The sequence below is a fragment of the Thalassotalea euphylliae genome (assembly GCF_003390395.1).
In the GTDB taxonomy this organism is placed as follows: Bacteria; Pseudomonadota; Gammaproteobacteria; order Enterobacterales; family Alteromonadaceae; genus Thalassotalea_F; species Thalassotalea_F euphylliae_C.
Genome location: NZ_QUOV01000001.1, coordinates 2,872,323 through 2,892,146, shown reverse-complemented (window position 1 = coordinate 2,892,146; position 19,824 = coordinate 2,872,323). Strand labels below are relative to the sequence as shown.

15 protein-coding genes are annotated in these 19,824 nt (G+C 44.3%); 14 read left to right on the top strand and 1 reads right to left on the bottom strand.

Features of this window, described 5'->3' with window-relative positions; all coding sequences use genetic code 11:
- Positions 1 to 24: 24 nt before the first annotated feature.
- The 14 genes from ispC (at position 25) to astB (ending at position 19,451) form a co-directional block, all read left to right on the top strand.
- Entirely contained in the window at positions 25 to 1,236 is a 1,212-nt protein-coding gene (ispC, locus tag DXX92_RS12785) for a 1-deoxy-D-xylulose-5-phosphate reductoisomerase (protein WP_116000792.1), read from the top strand.
- A gap of 10 nt (positions 1,237 to 1,246) precedes the next feature.
- Complete coding sequence (rseP, locus tag DXX92_RS12780) at positions 1,247 to 2,602, top strand: sigma E protease regulator RseP (protein ID WP_116000791.1); 1,356 nt, start codon at positions 1,247 to 1,249, stop codon at positions 2,600 to 2,602.
- 27 nt (positions 2,603 to 2,629) lie between these two features.
- The gene (gene bamA / locus DXX92_RS12775) at positions 2,630 to 5,104 is read left to right on the top strand and encodes an outer membrane protein assembly factor BamA (RefSeq protein ID WP_116000790.1); all 2,475 of its coding nucleotides are present in this window, start codon (positions 2,630 to 2,632) and stop codon (positions 5,102 to 5,104) included.
- A 54-nt stretch (positions 5,105 to 5,158) separates the two neighbouring features.
- A complete protein-coding gene (locus DXX92_RS12770) occupies positions 5,159 to 5,671 on the top strand; it encodes an OmpH family outer membrane protein (RefSeq protein WP_116000789.1) in 513 nt (170 codons plus the stop codon).
- 18 nt (positions 5,672 to 5,689) lie between these two features.
- Positions 5,690 to 6,727, top strand: coding sequence for a UDP-3-O-(3-hydroxymyristoyl)glucosamine N-acyltransferase (lpxD, locus tag DXX92_RS12765; protein ID WP_116000788.1), 1,038 nt, complete (start codon positions 5,690 to 5,692; stop codon positions 6,725 to 6,727).
- A gap of 1 nt (position 6,728) precedes the next feature.
- Positions 6,729 to 7,181 carry a 3-hydroxyacyl-ACP dehydratase FabZ gene (fabZ, locus tag DXX92_RS12760; protein WP_116000787.1) on the top strand — a complete coding sequence of 151 codons (453 nt, stop codon included), beginning with the start codon at positions 6,729 to 6,731 and terminating at the stop codon, positions 7,179 to 7,181.
- Between the two features lie 3 nt (positions 7,182 to 7,184).
- Complete coding sequence (gene lpxA, locus DXX92_RS12755; protein WP_116000786.1) at positions 7,185 to 7,955, top strand: acyl-ACP--UDP-N-acetylglucosamine O-acyltransferase; 771 nt, start codon at positions 7,185 to 7,187, stop codon at positions 7,953 to 7,955.
- A gap of 14 nt (positions 7,956 to 7,969) precedes the next feature.
- The gene (gene lpxB / locus DXX92_RS12750) at positions 7,970 to 9,196 is read left to right on the top strand and encodes a lipid-A-disaccharide synthase (protein WP_116000785.1); all 1,227 of its coding nucleotides are present in this window, start codon (positions 7,970 to 7,972) and stop codon (positions 9,194 to 9,196) included.
- An 87-nt stretch (positions 9,197 to 9,283) separates the two neighbouring features.
- Positions 9,284 to 9,907: a ribonuclease HII gene (gene rnhB / locus DXX92_RS12745; protein ID WP_116000784.1), complete on the top strand. Its 624-nt coding sequence runs from the start codon at positions 9,284 to 9,286 to the stop codon at positions 9,905 to 9,907.
- A 112-nt stretch (positions 9,908 to 10,019) separates the two neighbouring features.
- Positions 10,020 to 13,520: a DNA polymerase III subunit alpha gene (dnaE, locus tag DXX92_RS12740; RefSeq protein ID WP_116000783.1), complete on the top strand. Its 3,501-nt coding sequence runs from the start codon at positions 10,020 to 10,022 to the stop codon at positions 13,518 to 13,520.
- Positions 13,521 to 13,588: 68 nt separating this feature from the next.
- The gene (gene accA, locus DXX92_RS12735; protein ID WP_116000782.1) at positions 13,589 to 14,545 is read left to right on the top strand and encodes an acetyl-CoA carboxylase carboxyl transferase subunit alpha; all 957 of its coding nucleotides are present in this window, start codon (positions 13,589 to 13,591) and stop codon (positions 14,543 to 14,545) included.
- A gap of 163 nt (positions 14,546 to 14,708) precedes the next feature.
- Positions 14,709 to 16,142: a tRNA lysidine(34) synthetase TilS gene (gene tilS, locus DXX92_RS12730; RefSeq protein WP_116000781.1), complete on the top strand. Its 1,434-nt coding sequence runs from the start codon at positions 14,709 to 14,711 to the stop codon at positions 16,140 to 16,142.
- Positions 16,143 to 16,392: 250 nt separating this feature from the next.
- Positions 16,393 to 17,580 (top strand): dicarboxylate/amino acid:cation symporter, encoded by a 1,188-nt coding sequence (locus DXX92_RS12725; RefSeq protein ID WP_116000780.1) that lies wholly within the window; start codon positions 16,393 to 16,395, stop codon positions 17,578 to 17,580.
- Between the two features lie 521 nt (positions 17,581 to 18,101).
- Positions 18,102 to 19,451, top strand: a complete 1,350-nt coding sequence (gene astB, locus DXX92_RS12720) for an N-succinylarginine dihydrolase (protein ID WP_116000779.1) — start codon at positions 18,102 to 18,104, stop codon at positions 19,449 to 19,451.
- A 110-nt stretch (positions 19,452 to 19,561) separates the two neighbouring features.
- Here astB and DXX92_RS12715 read toward each other — a convergent pair whose 3' ends face one another.
- On the bottom strand, positions 19,562 to 19,789 hold the full coding sequence (locus DXX92_RS12715) for a hypothetical protein (RefSeq protein WP_116000778.1): 228 nt from the start codon (positions 19,787 to 19,789) through the stop codon (positions 19,562 to 19,564).
- Positions 19,790 to 19,824 lie beyond the last annotated feature (35 nt).

Genomic DNA, 19,824 nt, shown 5'->3' with positions numbered 1-19,824 from the left:
GCCCAGTGTTTATTTGTGATTAGTATGCAGCAACATCAACTTTGTATTTTAGGTTCGACGGGTTCTATTGGTGAAAGCACCTTAGATATTGTTAGGCGCCACCCTGAGCGTTTTACTGTCATTTCAATGTCAGCAAACTCTCGCGTTGAGAAAATGTTAGCGCAGTGTCTTGAGTTTAAACCACAATATGTGGTGATGGGCTGCCAAGAAACGGCGACAAAACTGTCAACGTTATTAGTTGAAAATGGTATAGCCAATATTGAAGTCAGCTATGGCGAACAAGCCTTGTGTGATATTGCGAGCAGTGACCAGGTTGATACGGTCATGGCAGCTATTGTTGGTTCATCTGGCTTAATGCCAACGCTATCTGCCGTTAAAACGGGTAAGCGAGTATTGCTGGCAAATAAAGAATCGTTAGTCACTTCAGGCCAAATCTTTATCGACGCGGTGAAAGCATCAGGCGCAAAATTATTGCCTATTGATAGCGAGCACAATGCGATTTTCCAGTGTTTACCAGAGTTTGAACAGCACAGGCCGGGCGAATGCCAACTGGCCGACAATGGTATTAGCAAAATTTTACTCACGGGCTCTGGTGGACCGTTTCGCACTAAGCCCGTTAGTGAGTTAGCGGATGTAGCACCAGAGCAAGCGGTTGCTCATCCAAACTGGGACATGGGCAAGAAAATCTCGGTAGACTCTGCGACTATGATGAACAAAGGCCTAGAGTTTATCGAAGCAAAATGGCTTTTCAATGTTGAGCCTTCGCAAATTCAGGTGGTACTGCACCCGCAAAGTACCATTCATTCAATGGTGCAATACAAAGATGGCTCAGTGATCGCGCAAATGGGTAACCCAGATATGCGTACACCAATTGCGCATGCCATGGCATACCCAGAGCGTATTGATGCAGGCGTTGAACCGCTTGATTTTTTCAATACCAAACCATTTGAGTTTGAAGCGGTTGATTTTGAGCGCTACCCAAATTTAAAGCTAGCGATAGATGCCTGCTCTCAAGGCCAAGCGGCTTGTACCGCGCTTAATGCCGCTAATGAAATTGCAGTTGAAGCCTTCTTAAATCACCAAATCAAATTTACCGACATTTTCCGTATCAATGAATTATCGGTGCAGCAATTTGTCTCACAACAAGTGACTACGATTGATGACGTTATTTCGTTAGACGCGAATGTGCGCGTATACGCTAAAGATCAACTAGCAAAATTAATGGAAAGCGAGTGAGGTTGAGCAAATGTTTGATGTGATTTGGAATCTAGCCTCTTTTGTTGTTGCCTTAGGTATACTCGTAACAGTGCATGAGTACGGTCACTTTTGGGTAGCACGTAAGTGTGGGGTGCAAGTAGACCGCTTTTCGGTTGGTTTTGGCAAACCAATTTGGCGACGAACTGACAAACACGGTACTGAGTTTGTCGTAGCGCTTATTCCGCTCGGTGGTTACGTTAAAATGCTCGACGAGCGAGTTGACGATGTACCATCAGAAAAAGCTCATCTCGCCTTTAATAATAAATCTGTATACCAGCGTATTGCGATCATTGCTGCCGGCCCGCTAGCCAACTTCGCTTTTGCCATTGTTGCTTTCTATTTCATGTTTTTAATTGGCGTACCTAGTGTAAAACCTTACATTGGTGAGTTAACGCCTAATTCTATTGCGGCAAAAGCGCAGCTGCCTGTTAACGGTGAAATCACTGAGGTCGCAGGCAAGTCAGTCAAAGATTGGCAAGATATTAACATGGCGTTGGTGGGCGAGATTGGCCAATCGTCCATTGCCATTAAAGCGAGACAACCAGACAGCGTTTACGCCAAAGAGTTCACGCTAGACACCGCTGACTGGCAATTTGCACCAGAGAAAACCTCGTCATTAGCAAGCTTAGGCATTGTGCCATTTTCTCCTAAAGTCCATACCGAAGTAGCTGCGGTTGGAGAGGGCAGTGCTGCCGCAAAAGCTGGTTTACAAATAGGTGATACACTGCTGTCAATTAATGGCGAGACCATCAATAATGACTGGCGATTTTTTGCGACTGAGATAAAAGCCTTAGCCAAACAAGAGGTTGCCTTGACTGTGTTACGTAACGGTCAGCAAGTAGCACTAACGGTTTTGCCAGATGCTCGTGAAGTCAATGGTAAATTAGTCGGATATCTTGGAATTTCACCTAAGTTAGATCCTTGGCCTGAGGGACATAGAATCACTATTGCTCATGGCGTTTTGGGAAGTTTTCCTGAAAGTATGGAACGTACGTGGAATTTAGTGGTCTTAAGTTTCGAAATGATTGGCAAGTTAATCACTGGTGATGTGTCAGTGAAGAACTTAAGTGGGCCAATTTCCATCGCACAAGGCGCAGGAAATAGTGCTGGCTATGGATTCGTTTATTTTTTGGGCTTTTTAGCGTTAATTAGCATTAATTTAGGAATAATTAACCTTTTACCGTTACCAGTACTTGATGGCGGCCATTTACTTTATTACCTTATAGAGCTTTTAACAGGAAAGCCTGTACCAGAAAAAATTCAAGAGTTGGGATTTCGATTCGGGGCACTTGCGTTACTCACCTTAATGAGCATCGCCATCTTTAACGATATATCGCGGCTTTAATAAAAAGAAGTAAACAAAGTTACACTTATGATGATTAAAAAAATTGCCTTAGCGGTTCTATTAGGCACCTTAGGCACGTCTGTTCAAGCTTCAGATGACTTCCAAGTTGAAGATATCCAAATCAGAGGGCTACAGCGTGTCGCGTTAGGCGCAGCATTAACGCATATTCCATTTAATGTTGGCGACACCCTAAACGAATTCCGCGTATCACAATCGATAAAAGCTTTGTATAAATCCGGCCACTTTAACAACATTCAGGTGTTTAAAGACGGCAATCGCGTTATTTATAGCGTTCAAGAGCGTGAAACGATTAGTGAGATCACCTTTGAAGGCAATAGTGACCTTAAAGACGAGCAACTAACGCAAAGTCTAGACGACAGTAATATTCGCGTCGGTGAAACGCTCGACCGTACAGTTATTTCAGGCATAGAAATGGGCTTGGAAGATTTCTACCACAGTGTTGGTAAGTACAACGCTAATGTTAAGGCTGAAGTTACTCACCTACCGCGCAATCGAGTTAACTTAAAGTTTGTTTTTGAAGAAGGCGACGCCGCTGCGATTGAACAGATTAACTTAGTGGGTAATGAAGTCTTTACTGACGAGGAAGTGCTTAAGAACATTGAGCTAACTTATGACTCGCCATGGTGGGACTTCTTGGCGCAAGACCGCTACCAAAAGCAAACCCTGCAAGGGGATATGGAAACCATTGAAAGTTTCTATTTAGATCGCGGTTACCTGCGCTTTAAAGTAGATTCAACACAAGTGTCGATGACGCCAAATAAAGAGCAAGTTTATATTGCCCTTAACGTCACTGAAGGTGAGCAGTACACGGTTAGCGAAGTTGACTTTGTCGGTGACATGGCGGGGTTTGAGCAAACGATTCGCGCGATTAACCCGTTAAAAGCTGGCAAGTTATATAACGGCGCAGAAGTTACATACACTGAAGAAACCATTAGCCGTTTCTTAGGCCGATTCGGTTACGCTTACCCGAAGGTAACTACCATTCCAGAAATCAATGATGACGACAAAACCGTTAAGCTGTCGATTTCAGTTGACCCAGGTAAACGAATTTACGTAAACCGCATCAACTTTAAAGGTAACCATGTGACCGCCGATCGCGTTTTGCGTCGTGAGCTTCGTCAAATGGAAGGTGCATGGTTATCAAACAGCTTGGTCGAAGGCTCAAAAGCGCGTTTATCACGCTTGCCTTACATGGAAACTGTTGAATTTGAAACCACCCAGCTACCGGGTGAAGAAGATCTGGTAAACGTTGACTTTGATGTAAAAGAGCAACCTTCAGGCTCATTTACCGCAGGTATTGGTTATGGCTCGCAAACGAACTTAAGTTTAAATGCCGGTGTTCAGCAAAATAACTTCTTAGGAACGGGTAACCGATTAGCATTCAATATTAATACGGTAAGTTACTCACGTGCGGTGAGCGTATCATACACAGATCCATATTTTACCGTTGATGGCATTTCACTTGGCGGCTCTTTGTACTACAACGAGTTCGATGCCGGTAGTGCAAACTTAGTTGAATACGAAAACAAAACCTATGGTGTTGGCGTAAACCTTGGTTTCCCAATCAACGAATATGTACGCGTTAACTTTGGCTTAGGTTACAAGAGTAACGGTATTACGCGTTTACAAACCTATGAGCAAATTCAACGCTTCTACGAATTATATTCAGATCCGGATGATCCAGACGCGAGATTAACGTTTGAAACCTTTGATTTATCAGCCGGTATTTCACGTTCAACCCTTAACCGTGGTACTTTCCCAACGGCGGGTTCACAACAAAGCTTTTCAGCGAAAATTACAACGCCGAATTCAGACGTTAACTTCTTTAAGTTAAATTTGAAAACCAAGTGGTACTTCCCGCTAACTCGTGATCAAAAATGGACGGTCTTAACGCGCTTTGAAGCGGGTTACGCGAACGGTTACGATACCATCAATGGTAATGACCAAATTTTACCATTCTGGGAAAACTTCAGAGCAGGTGGTTCAGACACGCTACGTGGCTTTGAAAACAACGTTGTTGGCCCACGTGCGATCTTTAGACGCCCAACCGCAATTGGCGGTACGCCAGACCCTGTTGGTAATGGTGGCGCCTGTTGTTTAGGGCCAGACCATGACATTATTGATATTTCACGAAATTCAGTAGGTGGTAACGCTCTTGCCATTGGTGGTGTGGAGCTAGTATTCCCATTACCGTTTGTTGACGAAGGCTTCTCGAACAGTGTACGTAGCAGCTTATTCGTTGATGTTGGTAACGTGTGGGATACCGAGTTTGACGTTGATGACTACCGCGACCTCGACCCGAACGAATTTATCAAGATTGATGATTATTCAGATATTGGCCGCTACCGTAGTTCGGCTGGTTTATCTGTACAATGGTTATCGCCAATGGGACCAATGATCTTTAGCTTCGCCAAAGCATTGAAAAAAGAAGATGGGGATGATACAAGTTTCTTCAGCTTTAACATTGGTCAAACATTCTAACCAGCAGCTGAGTTTGCTGAGATTATAATAAGTATTCATATTTAGGAGAAAACGTTGAAAAAGTTAATGAAAACATTGGCACTAACCACAGCAGCATCAAGCATGTTGTTAGCTGGCTCTGCTATGGCACAAAAAATTGCCGTTGTTAACTTCCAAGAAGTAATGACAAAGATTCCTCAAACTGCTGCTGTAATGCAAAAGTTAGAAACTGAATTTAAAGACGAAAAAGCCGTACTTGCGCAATTAGAAAAAGACATCAAGTACTTTCAAGAAAAGAAAAAGCGTGATTCTTCGTTAATGACTGACAAAGAAAAGACGGATCTTGATAAAGAAATTGCGACTAAATTCCAAGAATACCAAACGAAAGGCAAAGACTTTCAGCAAAAAACGCAAGTTCGTCAAAACGAAGAAACTTCAAAAATTATCGCTTTAGTTCGTCAAGCAATCGACAACATTGCAGCGAAAGAAAAGTACGACATGGTTATTGAGCAAAAAGCGGTAGTTTTCTCAAAGCCTGAAACTAGCATTACTGAACAAGTAGTTGAGCAAGTAAGCAAGCTAAACTAACACCACCGGAAAAAGAACATTGCAATGAGTTATACCCTAACTGATATTGCAAAGCATATTGGCGCGACTGTTAAGGGAGATGGCAACATTTCCGTTAGCAGTCTTGCTACATTAGCGACTGCAAAAAATGATCAAATTGCCTTCCTGGCAAACAGTAAATACCAAAACCAACTAAAAGACACTCAAGCCTGCGCGGTAATTGTAACGCCTGATATGGCTGAGCAATGTCGAACCAATGCCTTGGTGATGGATAACCCTTACATGGGCTATGCATTAACAGCTAAGCTGCTAGACCGCACTCCAGCATCAGCGACCAATATTCATCCAACAGCGGTTATTGATGACAACGCTGTTATTGGTGAAGGTGTGGCGATTGGTGCTAATACCGTCATTGAAGCAGGCGCCTCAATCGCTGATGGCGCAATGATTGGCGCGGGATGTTTCATTGGTAAACATGCCCAAATTGGCGCGAATACTAAGCTGTGGTCGAATATTAGTGTTTACCATGAAGTTGAGATTGGTAGCGATTGTTTAATTCAAGCCAATACAGTCATTGGTGCCGATGGTTTTGGCTACGCACCACACCAAGGCCAATGGCATAAAATACCGCAACTGGGCCGTGTTATTATTGGCGATCGCGTAGAAATTGGTGCGAGCACCACAGTCGATCGCGGCGCACTAGAAGACACTATAATTGGTGACGGTTGTATCATTGATAACCAAGTGCAAATTGCCCATAACGTAGTGATTGGTAAAAATACTGCAATTGCTGGCTGCACAGTGGTGGCTGGAAGTGTTAAAATTGGCAACAACTGTACTATTGGTGGTATGGCGGCAATCAATGGTCATATCGAAATAGCTGACAATGTTGTATTTACCGGTATGTCAATGGTCACCAAAGGGGTTAAAGAGCCCGGTGTCTATTCGTCAGGTATACCTGCCCAGCCAAATAAAGACTGGAACAAAATGAATGCTCGATTGCGTAAGCTAGATGTGATGGCCAAGAAAATTACCTCATTAGAAAAAACGCTTAACGAGCAGCAAAAGGAAAGTTAAGTTGGAAAGAGAACCAAACACAATTGATGTGGAAGAGATCCAAAAACTCATCCCACATCGCTACCCAATGTTATTAATTGACCGCGTTGTTGATTTCGAGCCAGGCAAATGGCTGCATGGTATTAAAAACGTTACTGTCAACGAGCCAGTTTTTACTGGTCACTTCCCAGGTTATTCGATTTTCCCTGGTGTGATGATTTTAGAGAGCTTAGCACAAGCAACAGGTGTGCTAGGCTTTAAGTCAACTGAAGGCCGCAATGACGGCGAGATGTACTTATTTGCATCGATTGACAACGCTAAATTTAAAAAGCCAGTTGTGCCGGGCGATACCATGCACCTGCACGTTGAATTTCTAAAAGAACGCCGCGGCATGTGGAAGTTCTACGGTGAAGCACGCGTTGACGGCAAAGTCGTTTGTAGTGCTGACCTTATGTGTGCAAGACGAGAGTTATAATCTGTGATCCACGAACAAGCGATTATCGAGCCGGGTGCTCAAATAGGTGAAAACGTATCCATTGGACCTTGGACGTATGTTGGCAAGGATGTCGTCATTGGCGATAACTGTGATATTCGCTCGAATGTTGTCATCAAAGGGCCAACAACCATTGGCAAAGGCAACACAATTTATCAGTTCGCGACCATCGGTGAAGATTGCCAAGATTTAAAATACGCAGGTGAGCCAACGCAACTGATTATTGGCGACAACAACACTTTCCGTGAATGTTGTACCATCCATCGCGGCACAATTCAGGACAATAGCTTGACACAAATCGGCAGTAACAACCTGTTTATGGCCTACACCCATGTGGCTCATGACTGCATGGTCGGCAGCAACTGTATTATGGCGAACAACGCCTCTATTGCTGGCCATGTACATGTTGGCGATTGGGCTATTTTAGGGGGCATGGTCGGCGTTCATCAGTTCTGCCATATAGGTGCGCACAGCTTTATTGCTGCGAACTCCTTAGTACTAAAAGATGTGCCACCGTATGTGATGGCATCTGGTCATGGCGCTTCGCCGTTTGGCTTAAACACGGAAGGCTTAAAGCGCCGTGGTTTTGCAAAAGAAACGATTTTAGCAATTCGTCGCGCCTACAAAGAAGTGTACCGCAAAGGCTTAAATGTGGATGACGCGCTAGTGGGTGTTAACGAATTAGCCAAAGACCATGAAGCCGTGAATGATTTTGCCGAGTTTATTAAAAGCTCGCAACGCGGCATTATTCGTTAATTCTTCACTCACAAATGTCGACCTTATCTTCTAAAGTGACCAGTGATTCTGCTGGTCCTGATTCTAAACAAAAGCCTCAAAATAAGCCCCAAAGCCAATCTCTGCCTAATCCTCCTGTTATTGCCATCGTCGTTGGCGAGCACTCAGGTGACACCTTGGGTGAAGGTTTGATGAAGGCCATTCTTGAAAAGCAGCCGAATGCCAAATTTATCGGTATTGGTGGCCCGAAAATGAATGCGCTGGGTTTTGAAAGCCTTTATGCCATGGATGAGTTGGCGGTGATGGGCATTGTAGAAGTGCTCGGTCGCATTCGTCGACTGTTGCATATTCGCAAGTCACTAACCGAATATTTTACCCAAAATAAGCCAGATGTATTTATTGGTATAGATGCGCCAGATTTTAACCTAACGCTTGAGCAGCGTTTGAAAGCTGCAGGCATTAAAACCGTCCATTACGTGAGCCCGTCAGTATGGGCATGGCGTGAAAAGCGTGTATTTAAAGTGCAAGCGGCAACGAATTTAGTGCTTGCCTTATTACCGTTTGAAAAAGCCTTCTACGATAAATATCAAGTGCCTTGTCAGTTTGTTGGCCACTCGCTAGCAGATGATATTCCACTGGTATCAGATAAAGCAGCAGCACGTGAAGAACTTGAGCTTGAACAAACAGGCAAAGTGTTAGCCTTAATGCCAGGCAGCCGTGGCGGCGAGTTATCGCGTTTAGTTGAACCCTTCTTACTATCGGCGAAACAATTATTGGCAGAAGATCCCGCATTAACCTTTGTGGTGCCGATGATTTCAGAAAAGCGTGCTGAACAATTTAATGCGCTTCACCAAGAAATAGTGCCAGAGCTGCCAATTAAATTGTTTATTGGCAAGACGCAAGCGGTAATGGCGGCCAGTGATTGTTTGTTGACTGCATCAGGGACTGTCACACTAGAAGCTGCGCTAATTAAACGCCCTATGGTGATCACATATCGCTTTAATTGGCTGACTTATCAAATGGGTAAGATCATGGTGAAGTTAAAACACTTCTCACTGCCTAATTTACTCGCCGACAAAGCCCTAGTGCCTGAGCTTTTGCAAGATGATGTAACGCCTGAGAATATCGTGCCACTGCTAAAAGAGCGATTGTATCAAGACCAATCGTCGCTTAACCAAGCCTTTACCGATATTCACTTAACGCTCAAGCAAGATGCCAGTCAGCAAGCGGCAAAGGCTGTGTTTGAATTGATGCAGGCTTAGACCTTTAAGGTTTGAGAGCATTGAATAAATTACCAAGGGCGCAGCAGCGCCCTTATTTGTTAATACATAAACCTGAATAGAAACCTAATGATGACAACCCGTAAAAAAGCCGAATTACCACCATTTGAATATCCCGTTGCTTACTGTATCGCTGGTGTTGATGAAGTCGGGCGAGGCCCATTAGTCGGTGATGTGGTTACTGCCGCGGTAATTTTAGATATGGATAACCCGATTGAAGGGTTAATGGACTCGAAAAAACTGTCAGAGAAAAAGCGTGCACTGCTTGCTGAAGAGATCAAAGAAAAAGCCGTTGCTTGGGCAATTGGCCGTGCAACACCAGAAGAAATCGACACTATCAATATTTTGCATGCCACTATGCTGGCGATGCAGCGCGCGGTTGCTGATTTAACTGTGACGCCAGATTATGTGCTAATTGATGGTAATCGCTGTCCAGAGTTAGGAATTCCATCGCAGGCCGTGGTGAAAGGTGATGCCCGTGTTGCTGAAATTAGTGCCGCGTCAATTCTCGCTAAAGTTGAGCGTGACAACGATATGATTGAATTGGATAAGCTTCATCCTGAGTTTGGCTTTGCCAAACACAAAGGTTATCCAACCAAAGCGCACTTTGAAAAAATAGCTGAACTTGGCGTGTTAGACTGTTATCGTAAAAGTTTTAAGCCAGTTGCTGCAATTGTTAACGGCAGCAAGTAGCTTTCTTTAGTAAGTCATTGAAATAAAACATTAATAATAAAAAGAATGTAGCTGATTTCAGCATTCGTAATTTCAGCATTCGTGTAAGAACCATAGAAGATAAGCCAACTAGATGTCAGAGCCAGTAACCCAAAGCGATCCAAAATTTATTCACTTGCGAGTCCACAGTGACTTTTCGATGAGTGACGGCTTAGCGAAAATGAAGCCGATTATTGGCAAGGCCGAATCGCTAAATATGCCCGCGATTGGCATTAGCGATCAGACTAACTTGTGTGGTTTGGTAAAGTTTTATCACGGCTGTCACGGTGCCGGTATTAAGCCAATTATAGGTACGGACTTTTGGGTAAAAAGCGAAGAATTGGAAGATGAACTGTTTCGCTTGGTGGTGATTGCATCTGACAATACTGGCTATAAAAACCTGACAGAGCTTATTTCAAAAGCCTATTTACGTGGTCATGTGCAAGGTAAAGCGGTACTGGATAAAGAATGGTTAGTTGAGCATGCCGAAGGCATTATTTTACTCTCTGGCGGTCGTGAAGGGGATGTTGGTAAGGCACTTTTAAAAGGTAACCAAGCGCTGGTTGCTGAAATGGTCAGCTTTTATCAAACCCATTTTGCTGACAGATACTATCTTGAGCTGATTCGCACTGGCCGACAAGACGAAGAAACTTACCTGCATTTAGCCGTTGAGCTGGCAAGTGCGCAAGGCTTACCTGTGGTCGCTACTAACGAAGTGGTATTTCTTAATCCAGAAGATTTCGATGCCCACGAAATCCGCGTGGCAATTCACGACGGTTTTACTCTTGATGATAAGCGTCGTCCCAAACGCTATTCGCCGCAGCAATACCTGCGCTCTGAAGAAGAAATGTGTGAGCTGTTTTCAGACATTCCTGAAGCACTTGCTAACTCGGTAGAAATTGCCAAACGCTGTAATGCTACAGTGCGTCTTGGCGAATACTTCCTGCCTGATTTCCCAACCGAGGGGATGAAGATTGACGACTTCCTCGTCAAAGTATCGGAAGAAGGCTTGCAAGAGCGTTTAGAGTTCTTATTTGATAAAGATGCGCCGGACTTTGCGGAAAAGCGACAACCTTACGATGAACGCCTAAAAATTGAGTTAGACGTTATCAACAATATGGGTTTCCCCGGTTACTTCTTGATCGTAATGGAGTTTATCCAGTGGAGTAAGGATAACGATATTCCAGTGGGACCGGGCCGTGGCTCTGGTGCAGGCTCACTGGTGGCTTACGCATTAAAAATTACCGACCTAGACCCACTAGAATTTGACCTGCTATTCGAGCGATTCCTTAACCCAGAGCGGATCTCGATGCCGGATTTCGACGTCGATTTCTGTATGGATCGCCGCGATGAGGTAATTGATCATACCGCCGAGCTTTATGGCCGTGATGCGGTATCGCAAATTATCACCTTTGGTACCATGGCGGCAAAAGCGGTAATTCGCGATGTTGGTCGTGTCTTGGGTCACCCCTACGGTTTTGTTGACCGTATTTCTAAGCTCATTCCTGGCGACCCTGGGATGACACTGGCAAAAGCCTTTGACGTTGAGCCAAAGCTGCCAGAAATTTACGAGCAAGACTCGGAAGTTAAAGACTTAATTGATATGTGTCGAATCCTAGAGGGAACGACACGTAACGCCGGTAAACACGCTGGTGGTGTTGTTATCTCGCCCACTACGATCACTGATTTTGCACCACTTTACTGTGACGATGAAGGTAAAAACCCTGTAACTCAGTTCGATAAAAACGATGTTGAAGATGCAGGTTTGGTTAAGTTTGACTTCCTTGGTCTTCGAACGCTGACTATCTTGCAGTGGGCGATCAATATGGCGAATGAGAAAATCGCCAAAACTGATGGCGAACCCATTGATATCGCCGCCATCCCACTCGACGATAAAGACGCCTTTAAAGTTCTACTAGCAGCGCAAACCACCGCCGTATTCCAGCTGGAATCGTCGGGTATGAAAGCGCTGATTGAAAAGCTAAAACCTGACTGTTTTGAGGATATTATCGCACTGGTAGCCCTGTTTAGACCGGGGCCACTAGATTCGGGCATGGTAGATAACTTTATCGAACGTAAGCACGGGCGTGAAGAAGTTTCTTACCCAGATGCAACATGGCAGCACGAGTGGCTAAAACCTGTGCTTGAGCCAACCTACGGCATTATTCTCTACCAAGAGCAGGTAATGCAAATTGCGCAGGTACTTGCCGGTTATACGCTGGGTGGCGCGGATATGCTGCGCCGTGCCATGGGTAAGAAAAAGCCAGAAGAAATGGCAAAACAACGTGCCGTATTCGAAGAGGGGGCGAAAGGCCAAGGCGTCGATGGCGAATTGGCGATGAAAATCTTCGACTTGGTAGAAAAGTTCGCCGGTTATGGTTTTAACAAATCGCACTCGGCAGCGTACGCGCTAGTTTCCTACCAAACGCTGTGGATGAAAGCCCATTACCCTGAGCCATTTATGGCTGCGGTAATGTCGGCAGATATGGATAACACGGATAAAATCGTGACCTTGGTGGATGAATGCAACAATATGGACTTAACCTTGTTGCCACCAGATGTGAATTCCGGCCAATACAAATTTACCGTCAACGACGACAACGAAATCGTTTACGGTATTGGCGCAGTTAAAGGGGTTGGTGAAGGGCCTATTGAGGCCATTATTGAAGCCCGTGAAGCCGGTGGGCCATTCGCCGATTTATTCGATTTTTGTGCTCGTGTTGATATCAAGAAAACCAATAAACGGGTTTTAGAGCGCTTAATTAAGTCCGGCGCAATGGATAAGCTAGGACCGCATCGCGCAGCCATGTTCGAGACTCTACCAGAAGCGATTAAAGCGGCAGAGCAACACGCGAAAGCACAAGCATTAGGGCAAGATGATTTATTTGGCTTAATTAACGAGCAGCCAGAAGATACTCGCCAAACCTTTAAAGAAGTGCCTCATTGGCCAGAGCAAGAATGGCTGGAAGGGGAAAAAGAAACGCTTGGCTTATACCTAACAGGCCACCCCATTAATCGCTACCTTGCTGAGATTAAGCATTATGCTTCCAGCAGGTTAGTTGGCGTTCAACCGACAGGGCGCGATAAATCTGCCACCTTGGTGGGCTTGGTTATTGGCGTACGGGTGCTCGTCAACAAGCGCGGCCGTCGCTGGGCGTTAGTCACGCTTGATGATCGAAGTGCACGCCTTGATGTGCGACTCTTTCCAGATGATTATGATAGGTTTCAAGACCTTCTAGTTAACGATGCAATTTTGGTGTGTAGCGGACAGGTCAGCTTTGATGATTATTCTGGTGGATATACAATGTCCGGCCGAGATATAATCACGATCGCAGACGCCAGAGAAAATCACGTTAAATCTCTTGATCTTAACGTTGATAGCAGTCAAATCGGTGCGGATTTTATCGAACAATTTACGCAGGTATTGTCACCTTACAAAGACGGTACTTGCCCAGTGCGAGTCTTCTATAAACGCCAAGAGGCACAAGGGATGCTTGAACTGGGCGTGCAGTGGCGGGTAACCCCTGCGGACATGTTACTGCACGAAATGAAACAACTGCTAGGTGAGGAAAACCTTGCTTTGCAATTCAAATAACAAAATACTGGTAGCTAAGCTTAAATAAGCAAATATCAGTTAACGACAGGTTAGGTAGACCAACGCATATGTCATTAAATTTTTTAGACTTTGAACAACCGATTGCCGAACTAGAAGAAAAAATCGAAGAGCTGCAATTGGTTAACAACGGCCAAGAGCTGAATCTTGATTTAGAAGAGCAAATCAGCCAACTGCGTGATAAGAACAACGAACTAACGAAAAAAATCTACGCTAATTTAGACCCTTGGCAAACGGCTCGTGTTGCTCGTCACCCACAGCGTCCATACACACAAGACTACCTGAGCCGTATTTTTGATGAATTCGACGAGTTAGCTGGCGACCGTGCCTATGCTGATGATAAAGCCATTGTGGGTGGTACTGCGCGTTTAGACGGCAAGCCTGTGATGGTTATTGGCCACCAAAAAGGTCGCTCAACGGCTGAAAAAGTAAAACGTAATTTTGGTATGCCACGCCCTGAAGGTTATCGCAAAGCTTTGCGCTTAATGGAAATGGCTGAGCGTTTTAATATGCCAATTATCACTTTTATTGACACTCCAGGTGCTTATCCAGGTGTTGGTGCGGAAGAGCGCGGTCAAAGTGAAGCGATTGCACGTAACTTAAAAGTGATGGCACGCTTAACTGTACCAATTGTTTGCACGGTTATTGGTGAAGGTGGCTCTGGTGGTGCACTTGCGATTGGTGTGGGTGATCGTGTGAACATGCTGCAATATTCTACTTACTCGGTAATTTCACCGGAAGGCTGTGCATCAATCTTGTGGAAAACCGCAGAAAAAGCATCAACAGCCGCCGAAGCGATGGGTATTACTGCGAAACGTATTAAAGAGCTTGAGCTGATTGACAATATCGTTGAAGAGCCATTAGGTGGCGCGCATCGCGATATGGATCAAATGTCAGCGATGTTAAAGCAAGCGATTAAAGCTGACTTGACGTCACTTGAAGGTCTGTCGAAAGACGAGCTTATCGAAAAGCGTTACGAGCGCTTAATGTCGTTTGGCTACTGCTAGGCCAAATAGATAGAGCTAGGCCAAATAAATCGAGCTAGGCCAGATAGACCTTAGCAAGCCGGTTAACTTTAGGCAAAGCGAATCTAATCACGAAAAGCGGCTATTAAGCCGCTTTTTTTATTGTTAATCTGTCACTTATTGCTATTTTTCCGATCTTTCCTTTATGAATACTGCGCTTGATAAACTTCGACAACTCTTTAGCAAATATCCAGAATACCCTGTGATCGTTGGCTACAGTGGCGGCGCTGACTCACAAGTATTGCTGGATTTGGTTTGCCAAATAGTAGAGGAGCAACAAGCGAGCGTACGCGATTTGCTAGTTTGCCATATTCACCACGGCTTAAGTGTTAATGCCGATAACTGGCAGCAATTTGCTGAGCAGGAATGTCAGCGCCGTGGTGTTGCCCTTAATGTGGTCAAAGTCAGCTTAGCACTGGATAGTGGCGAAAGTATTGAAGCCTTGGCGCGCGAGGCGAGATATCAAGCGTTAACAGCTGCCAGTGAAAAACCTGCTCTAATACTCACGGGGCACCATATTGATGATCAGCTAGAAACTATGTTGTTGGCACTTAAACGTGGCTCAGGCGTTAAAGGCTTAGGGGCAATGGCAAGTGAGAGCGATTTAGCGCAGCACAAGCTGTGTCGGCCATTGCTATCGGTTTCACGCATTGATATTGAAAGCTATGCAAGCAATCATAACCTAGCTTGGGTAACCGATGAGTCAAATGCCGATAATCGTTACGATCGCAACTTCTTGCGCAATGAAGTTATTCCTAGCTTAACTGCACGTTGGCCTGCATTTAGCCAAGCCGCGGCGCGCAGTGCTGAGCTTTGCCAGCAAAACCAGCAATTAGTAGATGAACTTGCCGCGCAAGACTTAGCAAGTTTTGGTTACGAAGCCGGTTTAGCCATAGAAAAACTCGCTAAGCTTAGCGAAGCACGCTTCAATAACCTTATTCGCTACTTTCTTTCAGCTAAATTAACAATGCCTAGGGGCGAAGCTATTCAAATGCCATCGCAAGCGCAGCTGCAACAGCTTTATCAGCAACTTAATGTGGCAGAAGATAAAGTGCCAGAAGTTAAGCTAGGTAATGTTTGGGCACGGCGCTATAAAGGCCAGTTGTTTTTTACATCAAGCTTTGCAGATGTGAGTGAATTTACTGACGAAATTAGGGTGGTGGATCTAGCTAGCAATGCACAAACGGTTGAACTACCGGATGGCTTAGGTAAGTTAGTGGTTACCAAACTACAAGTGCCCGATACTGTAAATAATGCAACAAAAGAAAATGGGAAGCCAACTAGCTTAGTGATTGCGATACCGGATTCCGTTAATAAGCTTGTTATTCAGTTTAATCATCATAACCCTAAAATTCTGCCGGATTATCGTGCCCATTCACGTTCGATGAAAAAGGTATTACAAGAGCTTAACATTACGCCATGGCAGCGCAAGCGAATGCCGTTTGTTTTTGCGAATTCAGAAGCAGGGGAGCTTGAGCTAGTAACGATTCCAGGCTACTTTATTTGTCAGCCTTTCTTGCCAAAAGCTGAAGGTAAAAAAGCGGTTTACCTTGCACTTGAGTGGCAAGCACGTGCATAGCAGTTAAAAAACACGTTAGAATGCCTTGCATAAGATTTTTATAATACCAATTGAATTAATTAGTTGATCAATTATGGCGTAGGAAAAAGGTTCATAAACAAGGCGTTGTTTTTTGGTAACTAGTTGTTCTAATTTCAAAAATAACAACGCAGTTAATGAGCATTTTAACCAGCCAGAATGATCAAGTATTTATTGAAATTGGTATAAGTTCCATAACAACAAAAATATTGTTCCAGAGAGAAGATCATCCATGAACCTAGTCATTAAACTAATCGCCGGTATCATTGGCGGTATGCTAATTGGCCTTTACGCGCCAGATTTTATTGTTCAACTACTGTTTACGGCGCAAACCCTGATTGGCCAGCTGATCAAATTTACCATCCCACTGATTATTCTGTTCTATATTGCCAGCGGTATCGCATCTTTGCCGCAAGGCTCAGGCTCGCTGCTGGGTAAAACCGTCGGTTTAGCCTACGGCTCAACCATAGTAGCCGGTACGTTAGCGTTTCTAATTGCTAGCTCAATTTTACCGAGCTTAGTGTCGGGTAATGCCTTGGAAGCTGCCGCGGAAGGCGAAAAGCTCAAAGGCTTTATCGATATTAGTATCCCGCCGCTTTTTGAAGTGATGACGGCGTTAGCGTTAGCCTTTATTTTAGGTATCGGTATTAGTGCAATCAATGCGACTAGCCTGCGTAAGGGCATTAATGAGGCGCGTGATATTGTAGAAGTACTCTTAAGTAAGGTAATTATTCCAGCTTTACCGCTTTACATTGCCGGTGTATTTGCGGAAATGACGGTGGATGGCACGGTATTCTCAACATTGAAAACTTTTGGTGTAGTGTTAGTGCTGGCGATTGTGATGCATTGGTTATGGATTTCAGTGCTATATATCGGTAGTGCCGCAGCCATGGGTAAATCACCGCTTAGCCTCTTAAAAAACATGCTTCCGGCTTATTTTACCGCGCTAGGTACAATGTCGAGCGCAGCAACAATTCCAGTGTCACTTCGTGCGACCAAAGAAAACAAAGTACGCGATGGTATTGCTAACTTTACCGTGCCACTTTGTGCATCAATTCACTTAAGTGGCTCAACCATTACCATCGTAACTTGTGCGACTGCGGTCATGTTATTAACGCCTGAAATTGCCTTACCGGGTATTGGCGGCATGGTGCCGTTTATTTTAATGCTAGGGGTAACCATGATTGCTGCGCCAGGCGCACCAGGTGGTGCGGTGATGTCAGCACTTGGTTTACTCGGCACTATGCTAGGTTTCACCGATGCAGCATTAGCACTGATGATTGCTCTTTACTTAGCGCAAGATAGCTTCGGTACGGCGTGTAATGTTACTGGTGATGGTGCTATTGCTTTATGGGTTGATAAATTCGCTGGCGAGCAGGGCCTAGCTGATGCACAAGGCGAAACAAAAGCCCAAGCATAAGCTGAAAACAGCAAGCCAAAACGAATATAAAAAGCCGCTTATTGCGGCTTTTCTGTTTTTATGATTTGCCACTTTGTGATGGCTGTTGAATTGCACTAATAAGGAAAGAATTAATATCATCGGCACATGAATAATTATGCATAGAGCTTGCTTGAGCCCTTTTAAAATAAGGGGTTTAGGGCTTTCTGTTAGCCAATTTAACTTTGGTAAACCAGTAAAAAAAGGCATAATAACCTTCAAATTTTAGTGCGGATTGTTACCTTATCCGTTTAAAAAGTGCAGCTAGACAAATCTTCTCTGTGTATTAGGTTGAGTGTCAAAAGCGTAAATGAAACGCAAAAGTTAGGCGTTGTGCTATATCTTGAACATTATTTAGTCATGATTGTTAGTGATGTTTAGTGTAATGCGCGCAATTTTTGCAAATTATTTTTCCGCTAAGCAATTGAATAAACATTCGGTGACAAGCTAGCAATTAACGCGCAACTCATAGTGAATAAAAGCCGTCAAAATTAGGAGTAATAATGAATACAAAGCTAGTAAACAGCAAAGAAGTTAACTTTGATGGCTTGGTTGGCCCAACCCATAACTACGCTGGATTGTCGGAAGGTAATGTTGCGTCGTTAAGCAATGCTAATGACACCTCTAGCCCGAAACAAGCGGCTAAGCAAGGTTTGAAAAAGATGAAAGCCTTGCATGATATGGGGATGACACAAGGTATTTTAGCGCCGCAAGAACGTCCTGATATGTATGCACTACGTCGCCTTGGCTTTACCGGCAGTGATGCGCAAGTATTGGAAGCTGCCTACAAGCAAGCACCAGCACTTTTGTCAGCTTGTTGTTCAGCATCAAGCATGTGGACAGCCAATGCTGCAACAGTATCGCCGGCGGCTGACACTGCTGATGGTAAGGTACATTTTACTCCTGCCAACTTAACCAATAAGTTTCACCGTTCATTAGAGCCAGATACGACAGGCAATATTTTAAAAGCGACATTTAACGACGAAAACCACTTCGTACATCACCAACACTTACCAGACAATGATCACTTTGGTGATGAAGGTGCGGCAAACCATACGCGCCTATGTGGTGATTATCATGAAGCAGGTGTGGAGATCTTCACATTTGGTCGTTACGCCTTTAACCGCAACAAGCCCACGCCGAGTAAATTCCCCGCTCGCCAAACTATCGAAGCAAGTAAAGCCGTGGCGCGTTTACATGGCTTGTCTGACGCCCAAACTGTTTATGTACAGCAAAACCCAGACGTAATTGACCAAGGTGTCTTCCATAACGATGTGATCGCTGTTGGTAACCAAAATGTGCTTTTCTATCACCAAGAAGCATTCCTTGATACCGAGCTGTTCCTAAACGAACTGCGCACTAAGTTTGGTGGCGAGTTACACGCGGTTGAGGTTAAAACTGAGCAAGTATCCGTTGCTGATTGTGTTAGCACTTACTTATTTAACACGCAGATTATTACCTTGCCATCTGGCGAAATGGCCATCATTGCGCCAATGCACTGTCATGATAACCCAAGCGTAAAAGCTTACTTAGATGAATTAGTGACGCTTAATACACCAATCAAGCAAGTTCACTACTTTGATGTGAACGAAAGTATGAAAAATGGTGGTGGCCCAGCATGCTTGCGTTTGCGAGTAGCGATGAACGAGCAAGAAGTGAATGCCGTTAACCAGCAATGTTTATTAACGGATGCTAAGTTTGCAGAATTAAATGCTTGGGTTGATAAGCATTATCGCGACCAGTTAACGTTCGATGATTTACGTGACCCTGCGTTAGTCACAGAATCGCGCACGGCACTTGATGAATTAACGCAAATTTTAGCGCTAGGTAGTGTATATCGTTTCCAGCAGTAGGCTTATAAAACAGCCTTATTTAGGACGGGTCAAAACCTAAAAAGGAGTGAGTTGGCCAACTCACTCCTTTTTTATTACTTTATTTTTTATTGAGCTATTTCTTTACTCTTTTATTTGGTGCTCTTTTCTTTCTTACTGTCAGTAGTGCTTGTATCCAAGACTTCAATTTCGGTCACTACTTGCTGAACGAGTTTAATTCGCCCAGATTTAATCAGCGCATCCCTAAGCAGATATTCAATTTGGGCGTTAACACTGCGCAATTCATCGTCTGCCCAGCGCTGTGTTGCGGCTAGCACGTCTGGGTTAATGCGCAGTGGAAAGCTTTTCTTCGCTGCCATAATATCTCCTAGTGATTAGTACCAACGGATGCCAA